We start from the raw sequence: 20,643 nt of genomic DNA on the forward strand, positions 1-20,643 counted from the left end.
GTCCGGTCGCGCTTGCGGACGGACCCTCACCTACAGCAAGCAAGAGCGTGAGGGCTCACGCAGCGAACTGTTCCAGGTGTCGCGCGAGTTCCTGCTCACTATCGGGGAGCCGGGCAGCCACACTCTTGGCGCGAGCCCTACCCATGGTGTTCGGCCGGGCCTCTGCCGCCGCTGCGAACTGGCGTGATACGTAGACACCTTGATCGATATCTCCTCCGCGCAATAGTGCGGAGGCCAGGTCGCCCAGGACTACAACGCCTGAGTCTGGTAGGGCCCCACCGAGACGACTTACCGCGTTGTCTGCGGTCTCGGTCAACTCGTGCCGCCCGAGCTGCCCATATACCGACAACGAGAGGGAGTCGAGTCGGTATGGGGTCATGAAACGCACCCATGCCTGTTCCTCGGTGTGGTCTGCGAAGTCGTACACAGTGTGGGCACGGTCCAGAGCTCGCAGAGCACCCGTGTCGTGTCCGGCATTCGCGGCTTCCTCCGCATAACGGCCGTGCACCCAGGCAGCAGCGGTGGCATTACCCTGCCCCCGCACGTCCTGGGCAGCTTGGGCCAAGAGTTCTACCGCCTTCTCAGGTGTAGCCGCTCCGTAGCTTGCATAGGTCAGGGCCAGTGCCCGAAGCGGCGGGTGCCCGGCGGCCTCTGCACAGTCCCTCGTGACTTCGTAGTAGGCGCGCGCCCTCTGGTAGTCGCCCAAGTCCCAAGCAACCCATCCGGCCAAGGCAGCTGTTTCTCCGGCAGCAATGGCTAGAGCCCGCTCATGCTCGCCGGCGCGCGGTAGCACGGCAGTGATTGCGTCAAGGTGCGTCTCAACCATGCTTTGTAGCCGGTGGGCCGTGAGGTGATGCTCGGTCACATGAAGGGCACAAGCTCGATCAACGAGAGTGGCCATTGAGGTCGAATCGATCTTGGTTCCCCTACCGAGGGCATGCGCAAGGCGGCCCCATGGCTCTGCAGCGGCGGCTGCGCCGAGGACAGCGCCCCCGATCAGCGTGCGGCGTTTCACGTCGTCCAGGTCCTCCCCTTCACGGCGGTACCCCTTCCTTCGCCGGCCGCGGGCGGCCGCCGCCTCCCGCCGCAGTTGTTCAGGGGGTACGCCGCAGGCCACCGCAATATGCGCAATCGTGTGGTTGGTGGGGATGTTCTCACCGTGTTCGTAGCGGTTGATCTCGCGGCGGGTCATGGTGTCTCGGCCGGAGACAGCGTTGATCGCGGCTGCCTGCTGCTCCTGCGTGCGTCCTGACTCCTGCCGGAGCCGGAGAAGCAGTTCGGCGAACGGATCTGCTGGCATGAGTGTGACCCCTGTTGGTGGACTGAACCCAATCATGGTTCCAAATCCCCCTGCAGTTTCCCCCTTGACAGGATTTTCCCCCTCTAGATTCCCCTGGCAGGCCACCTGGACACACGGTGCGATGGGCCCATGACCACGTTCCGCAAGGCGCCCGCCCATGAGGGCTGCCGACCGCATCGCGACCACCGTGCCCCGGCCGCCTCACGTCCAGATGAGGCGGTCGTCCTGGGCTTGCCGGTGATGGTCTGGAACAGGACCACTTTAGGCAGCCATCTCGTGCCGCATCCGGTCCAGGGCGTGGCCTGCGGCCTCTCTGATGTCCGGCAGCCGGTTCCCCGCCGCGCGCACAATGCGTTGCAGTTGGTGGGGAAGCCGCTGGCGGACTGCCTCATCAACCGCGGTGTGCAGGGACTGGGCGCCGCCGCCGCAGTCGTCAGCGGCCAGCCGTACCTGGGCCACCGTGATGAGCTCGATCACGCGCCACTGCGGTGCGACGGTGGTCGTCGGAACTGGGCTGTCCTGGTCGACCAGTTGTATGGCGAGATCGATCCGGCCGGTGGAGATCAGCCCGCGCAACCGAATCTCATGCAGGGCATAGGGGTTGAACAGCGACGTGTGTTCGGTCTGGTCGAGGAGTTGGTCGGTCTCCCGCATTACCTCGTCGAACAAGGGCTGGTTGCGGAGTGTGCCGGCGGCGCGGGCGAGGAGGGGAAGCACGGCGGCTCTTGCCTGCTGATTCGGCGCGAGAGCAACCGCGTGCAGCAGTCGGTCGACGGCGGCTCCGTGGAGACGAGCCTTGCGCAGTTCGTTGCCGTGCATGCGCAGTACATAGGAGGTGAAGCTCGGGTCGCCGAAGTATCGAGCGATGTCGATGCTCTTCGCGGTCCAGCGGGCAGCGGTGCTCAGCCGCTCCTCCGGCAGGACGTTGCCGAGTGCGACGCCGAGGCCGACCCGGGCTCGGGCCAGGAGGTGGAGGACGTCCCGTTCCGTGTGTCCGTCCTCCACCCGTGCTTCCAGCCGGGCGATCAGCGGCCACAACTCGGCGACGGCTTCGGACGCGTGCCCGGACTGCCGGGCGATTTCGGCGAGGCGGACGGTGGACTCACCGAACTGCAGCATGGCGCGGTGGTCAGTGTCGGCAGGGTCGGTGATGCCGAGGACGTGTGGGGGAAGCCGCAGGGAGTCAGCGACATGCCGACGGGAGCCGAGGTCATCAAGGCTCCGTTTGCCGAGTTCGAGATGAGAGATGTACGTCTTGTCGTAGCCCAGAAGGCGGCCGAGTTCGGTCTGGTTCATGCCGTGCACGGTGCGGTGAAACCGCAGGATGGCGCCGAGGTCGCGCGTGGCGAGGATCGCCTCGGCCTGTGGCGTGGCCCAGTGCCACAGGACGTGCTGAGCCCGGCGTGTCACCTCCCCTCTGGCCACGGCCGGCTACATCCGCTCGTACCAGGCGGCGATGGACTGCTTGTACCCGTCCGGCATGGTCAGGCCGGGCACCTCGTCCGCAGCGAACAGGCCGATCTCCTTGTGCTCGTTACTCACTACGGGCTCGATATCCGGGGTGAGCACGGTGCAGCCGTAGGTGACGATCACTACGCGCCGTTCCGGCAGAGTCTCGGGCAAGGGCTGGTAGATCCACACGTCCAGGAGAGGGCCCGTCTTCACTGTCCAGCCGGTCTCCTCCCCGATCTCCCTCTCCACCGTCAATTCCGGTGTGGGGTCGGCTGCTTCGAGTCGGCCCCCGGGCAGCTCCCATTCCTCGCGTTCGTTCTTCAGCAGCAGGACGCGTCGACGGCTGTCCACTGCCACGCCCTTGACGGAGACGGGCCAGGTAGGGGGCGTGTACGCCATCGCTCTCCTCGGAATACGCGGATGGCCAGGGGAGCTCGGAACGTACCACGCAAGCCCCAACCGAACTCCTTCGTGGGCGAATTGCCCGAGTCGACAATCTGTCGCTTTACCCCAGGCCCAGCGGCTCCCAACAGTGGGAGCACCACATCGCAGCGAAGGAGATCCGTGATGCGCCGAGCCCACCAGCCGTACGCCGACGCTTTCGCGCGCCACTGCATCGACCTCACGGCGCCGGGGGTAGAGGCGACGATCGCGGCACAGCTGCGGGACGTGGGCCTGGTCACTCTCGATGGCCTCACCTCACGCAACGCTGTGCTCGCCCTCGCCAACCAGATCATGAACCTCGTACCGCACCGCGACAGCGACTCGGACGGCCTCACCACCATCCGCGACACCCGCCGCCACGCGCGCCGGGCAGGCTTCGCCGGATTCGGCAACGGGGATCTCGATCCCCACACCGAACGTTCCGGCATACCCAATCCGCCTCGCCTGATGCTTCTCGTGTGCGGGCAGACCGCAGCGACGGGTGGGGAGTCCCTGCTCACCGACGGGCAAGCTGTCCACACCAGCCTTTTCATCGGTGGGCGGGAGGCCGGGCCGACTCTGGCACAGCCTCGCACAGCGTTCTTCGGAGCCGGAGACGGTCACACCACGCAGGTTTTCACCGTCCACTGCGGCCAGCGGGTGTCCGTACGCCTACGGCTTGACGGGCTCGCACGCTGGAGCCCGATCGTTCTGCCCTACCTCCCACAGCTGAGGGCCGCAGCCGTACGCCATCAGATCCCCCTGGCCTTGGCACCCGGTCAGGGCTATCTGCTGGACAACGAACGCTGGCTGCACGGGCGCCGCGCATTCACCGGAGATCGGCTCTGCTGGCGTGCCCTTGGCCATCCCCGATTTCCCATGCTGCGAGGGTTCGCCCCTGCCCCGGAGGCGGTTTCTCCGCCCATGCTCTCGGAGGTGGGATGACGACGGAACCAACCATGACGGTCCCCACCAGAACGTTGACGGCCACCACGGCCGATGCCCCGGCTGGCTCACGCTCGGATCAGGCGGGCATGCGTGGCTTCGAGGTGGACTTCCTCCCGGCTGACTTCCGTGTCGGACAGATGCGGCGGATCACGTCGGCCCACCTGCGCCTCTGGGACCTCAAGGCGCTGTGCGACACGGCCACGCTTGCCGTCTCGGAGTTGGTGACCAATGCCGTGCGACATTGCCAAGGGAATCCGGTCGGACTCAGGGTGACGAGCTCCGACGACGACCTGCGCATCGAGGTCACTGACGGAAATCCGACTCCAGCCCGGCTGCGTGAAGCGGGCGAAGCCGCCGAGAACGGCCGCGGGTTGTTGCTCGTCGCTGCGCTCGCGAAGGAGTGGGGGGTCAGTTCCGACGGCAGGATGACGTGGTGCTCCCTCGCGATCCCCGAAGGGACATCGTGATGGTCGCAGTAACGGCCGACGTCGCCACGCAGTTGCTGAGTCGACGGACCTCCGACGATCACGAGACGTTGGGCACGCTCCTCTACTCCCTGCGCCGCTCCCTCGCCAGCGAGGCGATCGATGAGCAGCTGTACGACGACCTGGAGTCCGTACTCGGCGAGTACGCACACCCTCCCCCGCGTGAAGTCACGGCCATCGCGGAGCGGCTCCGCAAGGCGACCACCAAGTTCGTGGAGATCGTTCCGTACCTCGTGCGGCCGTACCCGATCGATGAGATGCGGCGTCTGATCTACCTGAGCGCCGAGCACCCCCACCCCGAGGACACACCGGGCCACCTCCGACGGTTCGCCCTGGCCATCCTCGCGATTCTCGACCTGATGGGAGATACCGCCTCATGACGCGCGCTACGCCGAGGGAAGCAACCGCATGAACACCACGCCCGTCACAGCCAGTCGCCTCGTGCCATACATCACCGCCCGCCACGGCGAACAAGCCGACTCGTTGTCGAACCTGAGCCTGCGGCCCGGCGGCAAGGGCCTGTTCTATCTGGACGAAAGGCCACGCGACCGCGACGAGCGAGGCGTGCTCTGGGCACGCTGCTCCCAGTCCCGGGATGGCAACGAGATCATCGGAAGACCACAGTGGCGGGATGTGCACCCTTCGCGGCAACGGGAGTGCATGGAGGAATTGCGGTGCCAGGTCTGCGTGGGGCAGTCCAGCCGCACCGCTCTGGGATACCTGTTCCTGGCCACCGATCAGACCGACGTGCCGACGGACGGCTGGGAGGGGCACCTCACGGCTCAGCCGCCCCTGTGTCTGGAACACGCGAAGGCCGCGGTCGAGCAGTGCGGACACCTCGTGCGGACCGGGGCCGTCGCGCTCCGGGTCAGGGTCCCACGGCTGTACGGAGTAATCGGCACGCTCTACCGCACGGGACCCGACGGACAACCTGAGCCCGTCGAGTTCGACGGCGCGTCTGCGAGCACCCCGCTGCCGTACAGGCAGCGACGGTTGACCTCATGGTTCCTGGCCTCGCAGCTCGTGCGCGAGCTACGAGGCGTCACCGTCGTCGAATTGGATGACCTGGTTCCCGCCGCCTAGACAGCCGCCCGGCCGTCCGGCCCGTTCTCGGCCCGGCTCCGGGAGATCGAGCGCATCGACCACTGGCACCTGTCCGACCTGGCCGCGCGTGGCCCGGCGAAGGATCGCACCTTCTAGTCCAAGCGCAGCTTCCTGCGCGATGTGATCGCCGCCCGGCCCAAGTTGGTGCCGAAGTGCTGATCATCTGCTGAGCCACCTTGGCCCGAACCGTCATTCAAGGCACGCCGCCCCTGCGTACGTGCCCTAGTCCGCCCGCGACCAGGGCCACCGTTCGCAGCCCGCAACGCCGAGTCCCAAGGGAAAGGTCCCATGGTTTTCAGCTCCGTACCGCTCCCGTCCGGCACGTTCACCATCGGCAAGACCTTCGACTTCGAGGCCGGCCACCGGCTGCCCAGCCTCCCGCCCGAGCACAAGTGCTCGCGACAGCACGGCCACAGCTACCAGGTCGAGGTCATCCTCACCGCACTCGACTTGCAGGATCCGGGCTTCGTCACCGACTTCGGTGACCTCGCCCCGTTCAAGAAGTTCTTGGACGCCGAACTCGACCACCGCAACCTCGACGAGATCCTCCCCTTCGAGCCGACTTCGGAGCGCTTGGCCCAATTCCTGGCCGGGTGGTTCATCCAAAACGTCGAGCCGGCCATCCTCGGGCGGCTGGCCGCCGTCCAGGTCCGCGAGACCGAACGCAGCTGGGCACGCTTCGACGTGGAGCAGCAATGACGGCCGCGGACGCCCCCACGATGGCACTCGCGGTGGTCGACGAGGAGTTCGAGCTGATCGTCGCCGAGTGCTTCGGCGTAGAACAGCCGACATTCCAGGGCGAGGGTCCCAGCTGCGGAGTCCCGGCTCTGTTCATCCGCCTCTCGCGCTGCAATCTGACGTGCGACTGGTGTGACACCAAGTACACATGGGACTGGACTCAGTTCGACCCCCGTAAGGAGTCGAAGAAGCGGACTGTCGCGAGCCTTCTCGCGTGGGCGCTCAGGTCGGCAGTGGAGTTGGTCGTCATTACCGGCGGCGAGCCCCTGCTGCAGCAGAAGAAGTTGATCCCGCTCCTGCGGGGGCTGCTGGCTGCCGGTAAGCGAGTGGAGTTCGAGACGAACGGCACCATCGCTCCTCATCCGGAGCTGCTGGTCGACGGCGTCCGCTTCAACATCTCGCCCAAACTCGCCAACTCCGGTGTCGCTGAGGCCAAACGCATCATCCCCGCCGCGCTGGAGACGTTCGCGGCGAGCGGCCGGGCGGCGTTCAAGTTCGTCACCCGCACAGTGGCCGAGCTGGACGAGATCGCCGCCTTGGTCGACCGGTACGGCCTGGACCCGGTGTGGGTGATGCCCGAGGGCACCACGCCGGAGGGCCTGATCGAGACCACCCGAACACTCGCGGATGCCGTCGCGATCCGCCGCTGGCTCTTCACCCAGCGTCTGCACGTCCTCGCGTTCGCCGAAGCCCGCAGACGCTGACCGATGCCTTCCTTGCTCACCCCCATGTTTCCCCAGTCCCTGGAAGCGAGGCGAAGTCCATGACCCACGCCCTCTGCAGCCCGGCCGCCGGCGAGATCCCTGCCCTGCCCGAGCAGCCCAGCCCGGCCCAACCGACGCCGGTCGACACCGAACAGGTCGCAGACCTGGTCCGTCAGCTCCTGTCCGCGCTCGGCGAGGATCCCGACCGGGAGGGACTGACAGGCACTCCGGCCCGCGTCGCGGCTTGGTACCGCGACTTCTTGACTCCGGCCTCGGCCGCCGCACCGACGTGCTTCGCCGAAAAGTCCCTGAGCGGGCAGCTGGTCGTGGTCGGCGGCATGAGCGTCTGGGCCCTCTGCGAGCACCACATGCTGCCGATGAACCTGGAGGTCGCCGCCGGGTACGTGCCGGACGGCGAGGTCGTGGGCCTGTCGAAGTTCGGGCGGATCGCGCAGCGATACGCCAGCCGTCTCCAGGTGCAGGAGCGGTTCACCCGGGAGGTCTGCGAGGAGATCTCCCGGGTGATCGGCAGTGAGGACGTGGCTGTCGCCGTGCGCGGCACCCACCTGTGCATGAGCATGCGCGGCGTACGCATGGAGCCCGCCCGCACCTCCACGCTCCAGGCCAGCGGCCGATTCGAGAGCGACCCGGTCCTCTCGCAGCAGTTCCTCAGCCTCGTCACCAACCAGTGGAGGACCACGTGATGGCCAAGAGCATCGACGTCTCCGTGATCGCCCCGCCCGCCTACCTGGATGCCTTCGTCGCCCAGGAACCCGCCCGCATACACCACGTGGCCGCGCATCGCGTCCTGACCGACCCGGCCTACAGGTCGTTCTTCCAACACGAGGCGCAGCGCGGCGCGGAGATCATCGTCGACAACGGCGTCTTCGACCTCGGCCATGCTCTGCCGGCCCCCGGCCTGATCGAAGCAGCCCGCGCGGTCGGCGCCCGGGAGATCATCCTTCCGGACGTCATACGGGACGGACCCGCCACCATGCAGGCCAGCGACGAGGCCGCCCGTGAGATCCGCGACCTGAGCGACGACTTCCGCCTGTGCGCCGTGGTGCACGCCGCGGACGACGAGGAGTGGCTGCGCTGCTACGACCACTTCGCCTCCATCGACTACGTCGGCGCGATAGCCCTGCCCGCTTCTCGACGCCCCGCGCCCGAGGAGCGGCTGTGCCGTACCCGCTGGACGGCCACCCGTTACTTGGAGGAGAACGGCATGGTCGAGGAACGGATCGTCTATCGACTCCTCGGACTGGGCCGGACCGGGCACCTGGAGCTGCTGGAGCAGCGCGAGCACGAGTGGATCGCCTCCGTCGACGGCGCCGCTCCCGTCATCCTCGGCGCCATGGGCATCGCGATGCTGCCCGGCGGCCCGTACGAGAAGCCCAGCACGCCCCGCATCGAGAACCTGGGCCCCATCCCCGAGGACCGTTTCGGCCTGATCCGGCGCAACATCACGGTCGTACGCGAGGCGGCAGGCAGCGGCGTGCGGATCCCGGAGGCCCACGCGTGAGCCTGCGGCCCGACCTCACCCTCGCCCAGGGGGGCGACACGGCGCTCGGTGCGGCTCCGATCGCGGTGGAAGGGCACACCATGGGCCCGGACAGTCTGCTGCGCTACCTGCAGATCAAGGTCCACCACCTCATCCAGGAACGGAGCTGGAACAGTATCCGCGTCGTCGGCGGCTACGACCGCCAAGCCGCGATCTCCCAGCACGAGAAGACCGGCAAACCGTTCAACTACGAGCGGCCCACCGCCGAAGTCCACGGCGATGACCTGCTGATCAAGGCGTTCCCCGGCAACGACTATGTCCATCACTACGCCCTGATCATCGCCACCTATCTGGCCATGACCAGCCGCCCGGCCGACACCGTCACCTACCAGCTGCCGGAGACCGCGCTATGCCGCGCGGCCCTGGAACCGATCGATCTCGACCTCGACGGCGACCTCGTGATCGTCGGCTGGGGCCTGCAGTACCTCGCCCCTGCTGGCGGCGTGTGGAGGCGCGGTCCAGGCCACGCATGGCAGCGTGCCGTCGTGCACGACCGCCGGGTGGTGTACCTCGGCTTCCGGCACAGTATCTGGGGTGACGTCGCAGGCCGCGCCGTCGCGCGACTGGCCGAACTCGGCGCCCGAGATGTCGTTTACGTCGGCAAGGTCGGGGCGTTGTCTCCCGAGATCGAGCCCAACGCCTGGCTCGCCACCGGCAACGAGAGCCTCGTCGGCGGGGATCCCGTGAAGTGGGACGACTTCTTCGGGGACTTCGCCGCCGCCCAATCCGGTGTGCACGCCGGCGTCCACGTCACCTCGCCGTCAATCCTCCTGGAAGACCGGGATTGGCTGGCCAAACACGCCAAGCACGACTTCGTCGATCCGGAGATCGGCCCCATGGGGGCGGCTGCGCGCCAGGCGGGCATCAGATTCGGCTACCTCCACGTCATTTCCAACAACCTCGCCCGCTACTACCCCGCTGACCTGTCCAATGAGCGGCACGGTGACGTCATCCGACGGCGGACCGTTCTGGTCGACCACATCCGCGACATCATCGCGAACCGCCTTGCGACCCACCCGACCTGAACATCCTCGGAGGAACACGACCATGACGGTCGCAGCCCACACAGACGCCCCCGCGCGAGGGCTGGAAATCACAGTCACGGGCATCGACGGGGCCGGCAAGTCCACCCTTGCCACCCACCTGCACCAGGCGCTGGAGGACGCCGGCCACTCGGCCATCCTGATCGGCAAGCACAGCACCGCCGTCCCCATGGACGAGGAACTGTCGGCCTACGTCGACCGCCTCAACGCGCTCGTCTACCGGCGAGATGCCCGCGTCGCCCAGGCGTGCGGCGACCACTACTGGCTGCTGGCCCTGGCTACCTGGTACACGCTCCAGGACAAGCTCGTGATCCAGCCCGCGCTCACCGCCGGCACGCACGTGATCCTCGACAACACGCACCACAAGATCCTCGCCCGTTACGCGGCCAATCCGGATGTGCCCACCCGTCTCGCTGAACAGGTCTTCGCCCACCTCACCGAACCCGACCTGGTGATCTTCCTGCGCATCGGAGCCCGTGAAGCCCTGCGCCGAAAGGGCTCATTCACCTCCTTGGAGACCGGCCACTCCGGCAGCGGTGACGAGGACTTCATTCGCTACCAGGACAGCGTCCTGGCACAACTGCGCGAGCAGGAGCAGCGCAGCGGATGGCTGTCCATGGACGTGACCGACATGGACCGCGACGCGGTCTACAAGGCCGCCGTCGAAGCGCTGGCCGACCGTCTCCAGCTCAGCATCTGACCGCCCCACTACGTCGAGGAACGCACCATGCCAGTGACCCCACCCCACGAGGGCGAGTACGTGTGCCACGGCGTCACCTGGGCGACCGGAGACCCCCGGCTGCTGCTAGCGCCGCTGTCCGGCGGGCCGCTGGCCTACGCCGAGATCATGAACCGGCGGCTCGGATACCAGGCTGGTACGGGCCGGTGGTGCACCGGCCGGTACGAGTTCGCCGACACCGTCCGCGTCGAAGCCGTCGCCTGTCCCAACCGCGCGCCCGCCGAACAGAGCGGCCAGTGCGCCCACTGCGCCGGCCGGGACGACTTCCGCTTCGCCCACCAAGTGCACCAGGGCGGCCACGCTCCCGCGGCCCTCGTGCAGTACATGGCCCAGTCCCACTGGCTGTACGCGGCCACGTTCGCGGACGGAACCACCAAGGTCGGCACCGCGGCGGAGCCGCGCAAGCGTTCCCGCCTCGACGAACAGGGCGCCCTGTTCGCCACCTATCTGGCCAAGGCCGACGACGGGCGCGCTGTGCGCCATCTCGAAGACGCCTTGACCAGGCGTCTTGATCTGCCCCAGACCGTGCGGGCTGCGGCCAAGCTCCAATCGCTCGCCACCCTGCCGGGCCTATCCACGGCCCGCGCCGCGCACGAGAAGGACATCGCCCGCGCCGTCGAGGCCCTGGCCGACATGAACATCCCCTCGGTACTGGAGCCGTGGGCGCCGCCCACTCAAGGCGACCGACTGCGTGCCCCCAGTGCCGAGCGGGCGCTGTACCCGCACGACCTGCGCGAGGGTGAGCACGGATTCACGCCCGTCTCGTGCGTCGGTTCCCAGGTCCTCGCGACCCTGGACAACGACGACGTGGGCTACCTGCTCGACCTCGGCACCCTGAACGGCCGCCGCATCATGCTCGGCTCATTCAGCTCCCCAGGTACGGCCGTCCAATCAGCGTTGTTCTGACCCCCGGCCGACTCCGGCCCGGTCGGCCGGGCCGGAGTCTTCTGCGAAGCGAGGCATCCGACCGTGGCACCCCATGACGCCGTCCTCGGCTGGGACGAGGACTCCACCGCCGAGGCGTACGCCGCCTTCACCCGCGACTACCCCATGTACAGCGCCACCAGCCGCGACCTCGCCGAGCGCGCCCGCCTCGCGGACAGCCGCCTGGTGGTCGATCTGTGCGGCGGTGCGGGAGCGACCGCCGAGGCGATCCTCGCCCTCGCCCCGGCCCAAGCGAGAGTCATCTCCCTGGACAGCGCCGCCGCCATGCAGCGCGTCGGCCGCCGCACCGTGAGCGACGCGCGTCTGACCTGGGTCGCGGCGCCGGCCGAAGAACTGACCGACTATGTCCATGCCGGTGACGTCGACGCCGTGGTGTGCAATTCCGCGATCTGGAAGACCCACGTGCCGGACGTGTTCGCCGCTGTTCGCCAAGTCCTGCGGCCGGGCGGCCTTTTCGTGTTCAACGTGAGCGGGGGGTTCGCCGGAGTCCGCCACGAGGACGAGAAGGCCGCGCGCACCAGGCCGTCGCTGAACAGCTTGATCCAACAGATCGCCGCCCGGGACTACGGCTACGCCCCACCCCCGTCCAACAAAACGCCGCCCAAGCTTCCGCTGGAAGCGGTCGCCGAGAACCTGTCCGCCGCCGGGCTGTCCGTGCTGGACACCGAGATCGTCGCCCAGCACGGCACGGTGGCAGAGAAGGCGGCGTGGCTGTCGATACCCGTCTTCGCCCGGCCGGAGGGCGACTTCGCCCACGCCCAGCGGATGGACATCCTGTCCAAGGCGTACGCGCTGACCTCACCCGAAACGCCGACCGTGACGAGCTGGCTCGTGGTGGTCGCCGAGCGGCCCTGGAGCGAGCGTTGACCGCTCTTCCCGCACCCATCAGCCACGACAGCGGCAGGGCGTGCTGCGACCACACCAGCGTCGGGGTGCTCATCTCCTCGCCGGGCGGCCTGCTCGTCTTCGAGCGTGCGACGCCCCCGGCCGGCATCGCCCCGGTGGGCGGCCATGTCGACCAGCACGGCAGCCCTGAGCAGGCCGCCCGCGCAGAGGTCGCTGAGGAAGTCGGCCTGGCCGTCACGCACCTGCATCTGCTGCTGGAGCGGTGGCGACCCAACCGGTGCCGCCGCCCGACCGACGAGACCGTGGGCCACCGCTGGTGGATCTACCAGGCCCAGGTGTCCGGGCAGATCCGACCGTCCGACCAAGAGGTGCGCGACCCTCGATGGATACACCCCGACCAGCTCCAGCAACACGCGCACCACACCGGGGCCTACGCCGAAGACCGGATCAGCGAATCGGAGTTCACGGCGAAGCCCGGTCTTGCGCCGGTGTGGGTCCGCTTCCTGCACGACCTGCAGCTCGTGACGCTGGACCCCGAGGCCCTGAACCTGATCGACAGAGTCATCTGACAGCAAGCCTGCAGCGAAGCTCAGTACGCCCCGACCGACTGCCCGGCCGCCAGCCGGCGCACGTGCGCGCGGATGCGGTCGCGGTCCTCGGGGAAGGCGCTCTCCCACTCCTCGTCCAGAGCGACCCACCTCGGCGGCTGCCCGCTCTCCCCACCGAGCGGCACGTCGCGGCCGATGACCGCGGCGTACGACAAGCCCAGCGTCGCCGACCAATCGGCCCGGAAGGAACGCACAGCGACAGCCGCCGGCGTGGGCAGCAGCTCACCTCGCAGGCCGGTCTCCTCCCACAGCTCGCGGACAGCGGCCTCCTGTGGTGTCTCGCCCAACTCGACTTTGCCGCCGGGCGGTACCCATCCACGCACCCTGTGCTTCACGAGCAGGACGTGGCTGAAGGTCGGGTCGGTAACCCAGACCTCGGCCGCGAGCGGTTCCATCGGCCCTTGCCGGGCGTTCTCCAGCCATGCCCGTGCGCCGTCGAACTCCAGCGCGGCAAGGCGGGCATCGGCGAGCGCCGCTTCCAAGGTCACCTGGTCGATCATCTGACTCACCTTATTCCGAAGGCGCGCCGGGCAGGGCGCGTTGCCTCCCGAACACTCCCTCCAACCAGGTCGGTTCTGAGCTGTAGACGGCGCGTCACGGACACCGGTATGGGGGCGGTCAGCAGCAAGGGCACCATCGCGGTGTCCGCTTCCGGAAAGGGGTACCAGCCATGAGCAGCGACACAGCGCGAGCCGCCTGGATCGTCCTGGGCGGAATCCACCTGCTCAACCAGACCGCAAGCCGCCGCCCGGACGACCCGATCGTGCTGGTCCGGGTGACTCCGCAGGAGGTCAGTCTCCCCAGCACCACTGTCGTCGTACGGTGGGACACGCTCGGTACGTGCCCCACCACCGCCCTATCCGCAGCCGGCGGCCGGCTCGCGGATACCCGAATCGAGGGCGGCGACCTGTTCCCCGACGCCACCGCCGGTACCGCGCTGCGCGAGATGGTCGGGACGGCCGCAGCCCCTGGACTCGTACCGCTGTGCTACCTGGCCGAGCACCCCGGCGGCGGCTACCACGTGTACGCGCAGATCCGGTTCTACGCCGACGACGCCTGCTTCCTCCGCACCACCCGCGAACCCGTCGGCAACGGCCCGGTGGAGGCGCTGCGCTGGCTGGACCCGGTGCTGACCACGCACGCCGAGTCGGCACTGCGGCTCAACAACCACTTGCGTTACTTCCACACCCACTTCGCCGGGACAGAGCTGGAGTACAAGTACAACCTCCAGCCCGCCCCCGACATCTGGCCCGTCTCCATGGAGCTGCTCAAATCCCTTCGCCACGGCGAGCTGGCCGACTGCCGCCCGGAATACCGGAACGAATTCCAGATCCACTACTTCGACAACCACATGTTCGACGTCGTCGGTCCCGACGAGGAGCGGGGCTACGCCTCTTTCATCCCCACGGTCAACGGAACCCATGTGCTCAAGCGCAAGTGGTTCGAGGAAGACACCTTCGCCCGCCGCGAGCAGATCTCCACCGACATCGAGATCTCCCCGGACAGCTTCGGCGAGTACCTGCGCTCCGAGCTGGGCCTCCAGGTGCGGGCGCTGCCGCCATTCCGGCGTGTCCGCTACGACATCCAGTGCGAATCGATGCGTACCGGCCACGTCTTCGGCATCTTCTTCGACCGCTGCTCGCTCCTGGCCGCACCGGACGTCGTGCTCTCGCAGTGCGAGATGGAGTACCGGCGCTCGCGCAGCCTCCTCGACCACGATGAGGAAGGGATGCTGCGGGAGATGGAGCGCATCGACCGCTGGCTCCTCTCGTACCTCGCGGAACGTGGCCTGACGAAGGAAAGCACCTTCTACTCCAAGCTCAGCTTCCTGCGCGATGCCGTCGCCGCCCGACCCGAGTTGATGCCGACGCACTGATCATCTGCTGAGCCACTTGGGCAGCAGCGAGGACTGGATCGCCCCGAAACCTCATCGGCCCGCGGCGTACTGACCATCGTCATGTCCGGGATCACCGACTGCCGCACCGCGGATCACATCGACATGTGCGCCCGATGGGCTGGGGCGGCAGTCCACGTGAAGGACCCGCAGCATCATGACGACGGCCGACATGACGCAAGTGATCGGCTACCTCGCGATGTCGACGAAGGCCACGGAGGACGAGATTCCGAGGCTCTTCGAGATGCTCCGCGACGCTGCCATCACCAACAACTGAGCATCACGTCACCTGCGACGCAGCGCCAGCGCCAGCCTCAAGTGCCCGGCGGCACCGAGGGCTGTGTGGGGATCGGCCTACGCCGCGTGCCGCCGCCTGTACGGCAACAGGGCAGGAGGCCAGATCACGCGGCACGTTCAGTCGACGCAGGGCGGGTAAGTGCGGCCAGTCCCATGGCCCGTTCGATCCTGATCTCGATGACCACGCGCTCGGGGTCCGGGGCCGGAGTCCGTCCGTACCGGTCGGCGTAGCGCGCCACGGCATCGTCGACCGCTGCGGCGTCGGTGAGCACCTCGGCCAGTCCTTCCAGGGTGGCCCAGCGTCCTCCGTCGACCTGGCAAACGGCCACGCGGGCTTCGCCGGGACGGAACGCCTGAATATTGGCGACCTTCTTGCTTGATTTGCGTGTGATAACCCGGGCGACTCCGGCGTCGGCATCAACGGTGACTCCGACGGGCACCACATGCGGACTCCCGTCGGGCCGCAGAGTGGTCAGTGTGCACAAATGGTATTCATTCCAGAACTCAGAGTATTCAGGCGTCTGGCTGAATTTGTCACTAGGCATGCCCGGGATCGTAACGCGGAGCGCTTCACTGATTGACACAGAAGTGACCGCTTCCACACAAGCCCTCACACCCAGGGCGCCGGAACTATGCGGCTTTAGCCATGACATGCCCACATTACAGCCTTGCGGAATATCTCAAACCGGTAACAGAAGTGTGAGCCCGCCATGCGTGAGCGACCAAAATGACCACAAGTGAATCAGCAGTTCAGGGCCATGATCAAAACTCGGGAATGGATGATTTGGCAGGTTTTATTGGTACTGATCACCACCTTTCATTGATCTTCAAGATGTCGTTTTCCGGCCTTGATCTCATGCGGGCCTCACGTAAGGTCCGAGACTGTTCCCGTGAGCCTCACCGAAGGGCTTCGACCGGGCCGAATGCTCGTTCGCGCTAGCGACCGTGCATGTCCGGAGGGGATCGAGCGTGTCCTCGCGGCTCAATCGCTGGGGTCGGCGTGTGCCCTTCGGTCGGTGCTGGTCTCGGCGTCCGTGATCACCTTCATGAGTGCCGTCCGGGGACCCGAACATCGTTGACCCGTGGTGGCTGGCGCCCGGCTCCGAGTAAGAGCCCCGATCGGCCGGTACGAAGGGATTGCTCAATGTCTCCGGGAGAAAGTGGTCGCGACGCTCCGGAATCTCCGGTGCCTGCGCGAGAGCAGGCGATCCGCCGGCGGTTGGGGCGGTGGCGTACGACTGAGAGGCGGACCGTGGAGCGCGACCTCCACCGCCGACTGCGGCAAGAGCTGCGCAACCTCGGCATTCACCCGCCCCTGGACGTGGAGGAGCTGGTCCAGGCGCTCAGTGAGAGGCGCGGACGCCCGATCGTCTTGCGCCCCTTCCCGCTGGAGAAGCCGGGACCCTCGGGGCTGTGGATCGATATGCCGCAGATGGACGTGATCCTCTACCAGCAGGAGACGACCCGGCTACACCAGCGGCAGATCATCCTCCACGAGATCCTCCATATCCTCGTCGCCGAGTGGGAGGAGGACCAGGCCGAGGAGTCGCCGGAGGAGTCCCCGGACGACTTCGTCGAGGGCTGGGCGACCCTCATCCCCGTACTCGATCCCAAGCTGATCCGGCGGGTCGCCCGCCGCTGCTCGTACGAGGAAGAGGAGGAGTGCTCGGTCGAGCTCGCGGCCACGATCATCCTGGAGTGGTCCTCGGTGCTCGACGAACTCCCGCCGCTGTCCGACGACCCGGAAGTACGTCGAGTGCAGTCCGCCCTGGGTGACCGGCGAGGATGGTTGTAGTCCGTGACCGAGATGCTCCTGCTGATCATCGCGGCTGCCGTCATTTGGCGGCTCTACCTGTGGTCACGCGCCCCGCACGACGCTCCCACCCGGTCGGTCGCCCTCTCCCTCCTGAGCGCGGGCCTGTCGTATCCGGTGGCCATGCCGGGGGGCACCACCGGCATCGACACCGTGGCCGGGCACGGCACGGCGAAGCTGGTCCAGAACGTCCTACTGTTGCTGACGGTCTACTTCCTGATGTGCTTCTACCTGTACTCGGCCGACGGGCAAGCAGCGCGGCGTCGCGCCCGGTGGGAAGCCGTCGTCGTGGCCGCAGTCACGGCGGCGATCATCCTGGCGGCCGTGAACGTGCCGCACGAGGCGCTCGCCGGCTCGTTCAGCACGGCGGACATGACGATCCCCCAGGTCGCCTTCTTCTACACTGGCGCCGGCCTGTATCTGATGTACGCGCTCGGTGCTGCCGCACGGTGGTCCGCCCGCTACGCCCGCATGTCCCGTCGCCCTCACGCGACGGGGCTGTGGATGACCGCGATCGGCCTCGGCGCGATGGCGGTGGCCTGCGCCGTCCGCGCGGTCTTCGTCGCTGTCCGGTGGAGCGGGGGGTCCGTGTCGCACCAGCTCATGGCGAGCGTGGCGGTCGGGCTGGTGGTGTCGAGTCTGCTCTTCGTCGCGGGCATCACCTATTCGGGGGTTCGCGCCAGGATCACGGCGACGCGGCTGTGGCTGCGCCGGCGGCGGGATCACCGTCGGCTGATCCCGCTGTGGCAGTTGCTGATCGAGGTCTATCCGGAGAATGAGCTGCGCCCTGCTTCCCGCGGGCTCTGGGACCGGTGGCGGGCGCGTGGCGTGCACCGCCGCTACCACCGGCGGATAGTGGAATGCCGGGACGGACTGGTTGACATCAGCCCCTACCTGGTCCGCGGGGAGGACGGCACCGGCCTGCTGGACCTTGATCCGACTCAGCTGGCCCGGCGCCTGCGATCCGCCGCGACCATGATCAAGAACGGCGTCCCGGCACCGGGTCAGGCGGTCGCCCTGGCAGTGCCGCAGGAAGACGACCGGAACGCTGATGTCCGTCAGCTGATCGCGGTGTCGGAAGCGCTCCGGCTGACTGCGTGACCGTGGAAGAACGAGGGAGACGAGACGAGATGCTGATCACAGCCGGCCGGGTCCTGACTGGGTCCGGGACGTACCTGGAGGACGGTGCCGTCCTCGTCGAGGGCGACTCGATCATCGAAGTCGGGCCGCGCACGCAGCTCGCTGACCGCGCCGGGGCAGACGGGATCCTCCTGGCGTTTCCCGACGCGACGGTGGTGCCCGGGCTGATCGACGCCCACGTGCATCTCGCGTTCGACGGCGGCGGCGACCCGGTGGCCACGCTCCACGAGTCCAGCGACGAGAGACTGCTGCAGGACATGCGCCGGCGCGCGGAGCAGCTCCTGTCCAGCGGTGTGACGACGGTCCGCGACCTGGGCGACCGCAACGGCCTGGCCCTCCGCCTCGACACGGAGATCAACCGGGGCAGCACTCCCGGCCCGCGCATCGTGTCCGCGGGCACACCGGCTACCCCGCCCGGAGGCCACTGCCACTTCCTGGGCGGTGAGGTATCCGGCGTGGCCGAGGTCCGTGATCTGGTGCGCCGCAACCTCGCTGGGGGTGTCGGCGTGATCAAGGCGATGGTGACAGGCGGCGGCCTGACCAAGAACGGGCCGAAGAGCTGGCAGAGCCAGTTCTCCGCAGAGGAACTCCAGGCCCTGGTGGACGAGGCACACCAGGCCGGAGTGCCGGTGGCCGCGCACGCGCACGGAGCGGACGGCATCGCCGCGGCCGTGGACGCCGGCGTGGACACGATCGAGCACTGCACCTGGATGACGAGCGACGGATTCGACCTCCGTCAGGACGTCCTGAAGAAGATCATCGACCAGGGCATCGCGGTCTGCCCGGCCGTCAGCCCGCACTGGCAGATGCTGCCCCGCTTCTTCGGAGAAGAGCGGGCAGCAGCCATGTTCGCTCTGGTCCGCGAGATGGCCGAAGCCGGCGCCAAGCTCATCGCCGGAACCGACGCCGGCGTTCAGCGGGCCGGGTTCGACGGGCTCGTGCCGGCGCTCGCGTTCTACGAGCACCTGGGCCTGCCCAACAGCCGGATCCTCGACATGGCCACTGCGGACGCGGCCGGAGCCCTGGGGCTGGGCGGGCAGACGGGCCGGATCGCGCCCGGGCTCCGCGCGGACCTGCTGGTCGTAGGCGGAGATCCGCTGGACGACCTCGGTGCCCTCCAGCAGATCCGTGCCGTGATCGCGGCAGGACGGGTACACGAGGCGAGCTCGCCGGCAGAGAAGCTGCAGTAGCCACGCCGCCGGCCCGCAGCCCAGAAGCTGCGGGCCGGACTACTTAGTGTCCGCTTCCTTCTCCGTCATCTCCGCCACCAGCTCATTGACCAGCGCCAACGCTTTGGGCGACAGACCCCGCGGACCCAGGCCGCGAGCTCGCACCCGGCCCACGGCGCCCTTCTTCGCGGCGGCCAGCAGCTGGAGACCCTCATAGACCTGGGCGGCCACGGCCTCGTCGGGCTCGAAGTACATCCGGGACACACCGACAACGGCGGCCAGCGCATCCAGGACCACGGGCGGCGCCGTGTCCGTGACGCCGGTCCGAAGATCGGCGAAGTCTTCCCCGGTGATGATCTCCGCCCCGGCATGGGCATTCACCTCGGCCGCCATCTCGGCGTCCGAGGGGGGTCCCTGCGGACCGGGGTAGGAGCGCTGCAGGAGCAGAGTGATCTTCTCGGCGAGGGATCCCGGCGCCCCGCTCGAGTCCGGAGCCGTAGCGTCTTGGGTTCCGGGCTCCCCCGTCGTGCCGTTCTTCCTCGCCTCTGCGGCGGCCAGGGAACGACCCTCGGCCCGGCGCAACTCCGTTTCGCTGACGCCGTACTTCTCTGCCAGGGCCGGGACGTATCTGTCCTTGAGCCGACGGTCGCCTCGCTCGGCTCCCGCGACCGGGCCAGCGCTCTTGGTTCCGATCACCTCGGCCGTCTCGTACTGGTAGATGCCGGCGTCGCAGCGCAGATCAGCCAGATCGGGCAGGCCGCGACGGGGAAACAGATCGTCCAGGTCACCTCTGAGGGCCGCCGCGTATGCGGGCAGCTTCTCCGGATCGGGCGAGGAGTGGCCGGCCTCCCAATTCGCCACCGCGGAGTCGGACACGCCCAGCTCTGCCGCCACTTCACTCTGGAAGATGTCGGCAGCTCGCCGTACCGCGCGAGCACGGTCTCGGTCGAAGTGACGGGCAGGCATCAGACCTCGCTTTTTCTTCAAGTTGAAGTGAATGCATCTTGTTGACTTTTACTTCTGGTGGGAATAGCTTCAGCGTAGCGAAAACAGAGCGCCTTCGCATACCGCTCGCCCTCTGGATTCGGCCTCCCCACCAGCACCTCTGGGCTGCGGTGAGGTCCCGCACCGCGTGTGAGAGGTCCCCTCTTCGCGGCGGCGTGGCGTGTTCCACCGCGTACCTGGGGGTCAGCAGTAGTCCCCCCGGCTCCGCAGTGGATACCCCGTTTCTCCCCTCCCCGTCAGGAAGTCCGCGCCATGCCGCAGCACCCCTTAAGCCCAGCGGCCAGTCCGCTCGGTGCGTGCGACGCCTGACTCCGGGGATCACTTCTCCTTCGCCTCGCTCCGCCTCCTCGACCCGCCCTGGGCGCCGCCCGACGAGTTGTCGAGAAGGCAAGAGCTAAGTCTGGATGTCTTCGCAGGCCACACGTATGT

General features: G+C 67.9%; 23 protein-coding genes. 17 read left to right on the top strand and 6 right to left on the bottom strand.

All coding sequences use genetic code 11. From position 1 onward, the window contains the following. Nucleotides 1-55: 55 nt before the first annotated feature. The 3 genes from ACFYWX_RS24270 to ACFYWX_RS24280 all read right to left on the bottom strand — a co-directional run bounded on the left by ACFYWX_RS24270 (nt 56) and on the right by ACFYWX_RS24280 (nt 3,151). On the bottom strand, nt 56-1,300 hold the full coding sequence (locus tag ACFYWX_RS24270; protein WP_389426177.1) for a helix-turn-helix domain-containing protein: 1,245 nt from the start codon (nt 1,298-1,300) through the stop codon (nt 56-58). A gap of 261 nt (nt 1,301-1,561) precedes the next feature. Next, nucleotides 1,562-2,710: a helix-turn-helix domain-containing protein gene (locus ACFYWX_RS24275; protein ID WP_389426178.1), complete on the bottom strand. Its 1,149-nt coding sequence runs from the start codon at nt 2,708-2,710 to the stop codon at nt 1,562-1,564. A gap of 21 nt (nt 2,711-2,731) precedes the next feature. After that, on the bottom strand, nt 2,732-3,151 hold the full coding sequence (locus tag ACFYWX_RS24280) for an NUDIX domain-containing protein (RefSeq protein WP_389426179.1): 420 nt from the start codon (nt 3,149-3,151) through the stop codon (nt 2,732-2,734). A 168-nt stretch (nt 3,152-3,319) separates the two neighbouring features. Here ACFYWX_RS24280 and ACFYWX_RS24285 point away from each other — a divergent pair, with 168 nt between their 5' ends. The 13 genes from ACFYWX_RS24285 to ACFYWX_RS24345 all read left to right on the top strand — a co-directional run bounded on the left by ACFYWX_RS24285 (nt 3,320) and on the right by ACFYWX_RS24345 (nt 12,857). After that, entirely contained in the window at nt 3,320-4,120 is an 801-nt protein-coding gene (locus ACFYWX_RS24285) for a TauD/TfdA family dioxygenase (RefSeq protein ID WP_389426180.1), read from the top strand. A 14-nt stretch (nt 4,121-4,134) separates the two neighbouring features. Further along, nucleotides 4,135-4,590, top strand: coding sequence for an ATP-binding protein (locus ACFYWX_RS24290; RefSeq protein ID WP_389426181.1), 456 nt, complete (start codon nt 4,135-4,137; stop codon nt 4,588-4,590). Then, complete coding sequence (locus ACFYWX_RS24295) at nt 4,590-4,988, top strand: DUF6415 family natural product biosynthesis protein (protein ID WP_389426182.1); 399 nt, start codon at nt 4,590-4,592, stop codon at nt 4,986-4,988. The genes ACFYWX_RS24290 and ACFYWX_RS24295 overlap by 1 nt, the downstream gene beginning before the upstream one ends. Before the next feature lie 28 nt (nt 4,989-5,016). Next, nucleotides 5,017-5,691 carry a hypothetical protein gene (locus ACFYWX_RS24300; RefSeq protein WP_389426183.1) on the top strand — a complete coding sequence of 225 codons (675 nt, stop codon included), beginning with the start codon at nt 5,017-5,019 and terminating at the stop codon, nt 5,689-5,691. A 309-nt stretch (nt 5,692-6,000) separates the two neighbouring features. Next, complete coding sequence (locus ACFYWX_RS24305) at nt 6,001-6,411, top strand: 6-pyruvoyl tetrahydropterin synthase family protein (RefSeq protein WP_389426184.1); 411 nt, start codon at nt 6,001-6,003, stop codon at nt 6,409-6,411. Next, on the top strand, nt 6,408-7,154 hold the full coding sequence (locus tag ACFYWX_RS24310; protein ID WP_389426185.1) for a 7-carboxy-7-deazaguanine synthase QueE: 747 nt from the start codon (nt 6,408-6,410) through the stop codon (nt 7,152-7,154). The genes ACFYWX_RS24305 and ACFYWX_RS24310 overlap by 4 nt, the downstream gene beginning before the upstream one ends. A 59-nt stretch (nt 7,155-7,213) precedes the next feature. Next, complete coding sequence (folE, locus tag ACFYWX_RS24315) at nt 7,214-7,858, top strand: GTP cyclohydrolase I (RefSeq protein WP_389426186.1); 645 nt, start codon at nt 7,214-7,216, stop codon at nt 7,856-7,858. After that, nucleotides 7,858-8,676 carry a hypothetical protein gene (locus ACFYWX_RS24320; RefSeq protein WP_389426187.1) on the top strand — a complete coding sequence of 273 codons (819 nt, stop codon included), beginning with the start codon at nt 7,858-7,860 and terminating at the stop codon, nt 8,674-8,676. The genes folE and ACFYWX_RS24320 overlap by 1 nt, the downstream gene beginning before the upstream one ends. Then, entirely contained in the window at nt 8,673-9,740 is a 1,068-nt protein-coding gene (locus ACFYWX_RS24325) for a hypothetical protein (protein WP_389426188.1), read from the top strand. The genes ACFYWX_RS24320 and ACFYWX_RS24325 overlap by 4 nt, the downstream gene beginning before the upstream one ends. Before the next feature lie 22 nt (nt 9,741-9,762). After that, complete coding sequence (locus ACFYWX_RS24330; RefSeq protein ID WP_389426189.1) at nt 9,763-10,458, top strand: dTMP kinase; 696 nt, start codon at nt 9,763-9,765, stop codon at nt 10,456-10,458. A gap of 27 nt (nt 10,459-10,485) precedes the next feature. Further along, entirely contained in the window at nt 10,486-11,403 is a 918-nt protein-coding gene (locus tag ACFYWX_RS24335; protein ID WP_389426190.1) for a DUF2797 domain-containing protein, read from the top strand. 63 nt (nt 11,404-11,466) lie between these two features. Next, nucleotides 11,467-12,309, top strand: coding sequence for a class I SAM-dependent methyltransferase (locus ACFYWX_RS24340; RefSeq protein ID WP_389426191.1), 843 nt, complete (start codon nt 11,467-11,469; stop codon nt 12,307-12,309). Then, nucleotides 12,306-12,857 carry an NUDIX hydrolase gene (locus ACFYWX_RS24345; protein WP_389426192.1) on the top strand — a complete coding sequence of 184 codons (552 nt, stop codon included), beginning with the start codon at nt 12,306-12,308 and terminating at the stop codon, nt 12,855-12,857. Before ACFYWX_RS24340 ends, ACFYWX_RS24345 begins: the two co-directional genes overlap by 4 nt. Before the next feature lie 20 nt (nt 12,858-12,877). On the opposite strand, the gene ACFYWX_RS24350 is transcribed toward ACFYWX_RS24345, so the two are convergent. Then, nucleotides 12,878-13,396 carry an NUDIX hydrolase gene (locus tag ACFYWX_RS24350; protein WP_389426193.1) on the bottom strand — a complete coding sequence of 173 codons (519 nt, stop codon included), beginning with the start codon at nt 13,394-13,396 and terminating at the stop codon, nt 12,878-12,880. Nucleotides 13,397-13,566: 170 nt separating this feature from the next. Between ACFYWX_RS24350 and ACFYWX_RS24355 the strand changes: the two genes are divergently transcribed. After that, the gene (locus ACFYWX_RS24355; RefSeq protein ID WP_389426194.1) at nt 13,567-14,772 is read left to right on the top strand and encodes a hypothetical protein; all 1,206 of its coding nucleotides are present in this window, start codon (nt 13,567-13,569) and stop codon (nt 14,770-14,772) included. 419 nt (nt 14,773-15,191) lie between these two features. Here the strand turns inward: ACFYWX_RS24355 and ACFYWX_RS24360 are convergent, their stop codons facing one another. Beyond that, entirely contained in the window at nt 15,192-15,632 is a 441-nt protein-coding gene (locus tag ACFYWX_RS24360; protein ID WP_389426195.1) for a pyridoxamine 5'-phosphate oxidase family protein, read from the bottom strand. A 707-nt stretch (nt 15,633-16,339) separates the two neighbouring features. On the opposite strand from ACFYWX_RS24360, the gene ACFYWX_RS24365 reads away from it, so the two are divergent. The 3 genes from ACFYWX_RS24365 to ACFYWX_RS24375 are packed head-to-tail and all read left to right on the top strand — an operon-like array spanning nt 16,340 to nt 19,230. Then, nucleotides 16,340-16,882 (top strand): hypothetical protein, encoded by a 543-nt coding sequence (locus ACFYWX_RS24365; protein ID WP_389426196.1) that lies wholly within the window; start codon nt 16,340-16,342, stop codon nt 16,880-16,882. Between the two features lie 12 nt (nt 16,883-16,894). Next, nucleotides 16,895-18,001, top strand: a complete 1,107-nt coding sequence (locus ACFYWX_RS24370; protein WP_389426331.1) for an MAB_1171c family putative transporter — start codon at nt 16,895-16,897, stop codon at nt 17,999-18,001. 29 nt (nt 18,002-18,030) lie between these two features. Then, complete coding sequence (locus ACFYWX_RS24375; RefSeq protein WP_389426197.1) at nt 18,031-19,230, top strand: amidohydrolase family protein; 1,200 nt, start codon at nt 18,031-18,033, stop codon at nt 19,228-19,230. Between the two features lie 39 nt (nt 19,231-19,269). Here ACFYWX_RS24375 and ACFYWX_RS24380 read toward each other — a convergent pair whose 3' ends face one another. Beyond that, nucleotides 19,270-20,175 (bottom strand): helix-turn-helix domain-containing protein, encoded by a 906-nt coding sequence (locus ACFYWX_RS24380; RefSeq protein WP_389426198.1) that lies wholly within the window; start codon nt 20,173-20,175, stop codon nt 19,270-19,272. Nucleotides 20,176-20,643: the final 468 nt, after the last annotated feature.

The organism is Streptomyces sp. NPDC002888 (genome assembly GCF_042888465.1).
In the GTDB taxonomy this organism is placed as follows: Bacteria; Actinomycetota; Actinomycetes; order Streptomycetales; family Streptomycetaceae; genus Streptomyces.

Excerpts from the sequence above, each read along its gene's own strand:
- ACFYWX_RS24270 (WP_389426177.1), bottom strand. The coding sequence starts at position 1,300 with ATGCCAGCAGATCCGTTCGCCGAACTGCTTCTCCGGCTCCGGCAGGAG.
- ACFYWX_RS24280 (WP_389426179.1), bottom strand. The coding sequence starts at position 3,151 with ATGGCGTACACGCCCCCTACCTGGCCCGTCTCCGTCAAGGGCGTGGCA.
- ACFYWX_RS24285 (WP_389426180.1), top strand. The coding sequence starts at position 3,320 with ATGCGCCGAGCCCACCAGCCGTACGCCGACGCTTTCGCGCGCCACTGC.
- ACFYWX_RS24290 (WP_389426181.1), top strand. The coding sequence starts at position 4,135 with ATGACGGTCCCCACCAGAACGTTGACGGCCACCACGGCCGATGCCCCG.
- ACFYWX_RS24295 (WP_389426182.1), top strand. The coding sequence starts at position 4,590 with ATGGTCGCAGTAACGGCCGACGTCGCCACGCAGTTGCTGAGTCGACGG.
- ACFYWX_RS24300 (WP_389426183.1), top strand. The coding sequence starts at position 5,017 with ATGAACACCACGCCCGTCACAGCCAGTCGCCTCGTGCCATACATCACC.
- ACFYWX_RS24305 (WP_389426184.1), top strand. The coding sequence starts at position 6,001 with ATGGTTTTCAGCTCCGTACCGCTCCCGTCCGGCACGTTCACCATCGGC.
- ACFYWX_RS24310 (WP_389426185.1), top strand. The coding sequence starts at position 6,408 with ATGACGGCCGCGGACGCCCCCACGATGGCACTCGCGGTGGTCGACGAG.
- folE (WP_389426186.1), top strand. The coding sequence starts at position 7,214 with ATGACCCACGCCCTCTGCAGCCCGGCCGCCGGCGAGATCCCTGCCCTG.
- ACFYWX_RS24320 (WP_389426187.1), top strand. The coding sequence starts at position 7,858 with ATGGCCAAGAGCATCGACGTCTCCGTGATCGCCCCGCCCGCCTACCTG.
- ACFYWX_RS24330 (WP_389426189.1), top strand. The coding sequence starts at position 9,763 with ATGACGGTCGCAGCCCACACAGACGCCCCCGCGCGAGGGCTGGAAATC.
- ACFYWX_RS24335 (WP_389426190.1), top strand. The coding sequence starts at position 10,486 with ATGCCAGTGACCCCACCCCACGAGGGCGAGTACGTGTGCCACGGCGTC.
- ACFYWX_RS24350 (WP_389426193.1), bottom strand. The coding sequence starts at position 13,396 with ATGATCGACCAGGTGACCTTGGAAGCGGCGCTCGCCGATGCCCGCCTT.
- ACFYWX_RS24355 (WP_389426194.1), top strand. The coding sequence starts at position 13,567 with ATGAGCAGCGACACAGCGCGAGCCGCCTGGATCGTCCTGGGCGGAATC.
- ACFYWX_RS24360 (WP_389426195.1), bottom strand. The coding sequence starts at position 15,632 with ATGCCTAGTGACAAATTCAGCCAGACGCCTGAATACTCTGAGTTCTGG.
- ACFYWX_RS24370 (WP_389426331.1), top strand. The coding sequence starts at position 16,895 with ATGCTCCTGCTGATCATCGCGGCTGCCGTCATTTGGCGGCTCTACCTG.
- ACFYWX_RS24375 (WP_389426197.1), top strand. The coding sequence starts at position 18,031 with ATGCTGATCACAGCCGGCCGGGTCCTGACTGGGTCCGGGACGTACCTG.
- ACFYWX_RS24380 (WP_389426198.1), bottom strand. The coding sequence starts at position 20,175 with ATGCCTGCCCGTCACTTCGACCGAGACCGTGCTCGCGCGGTACGGCGA.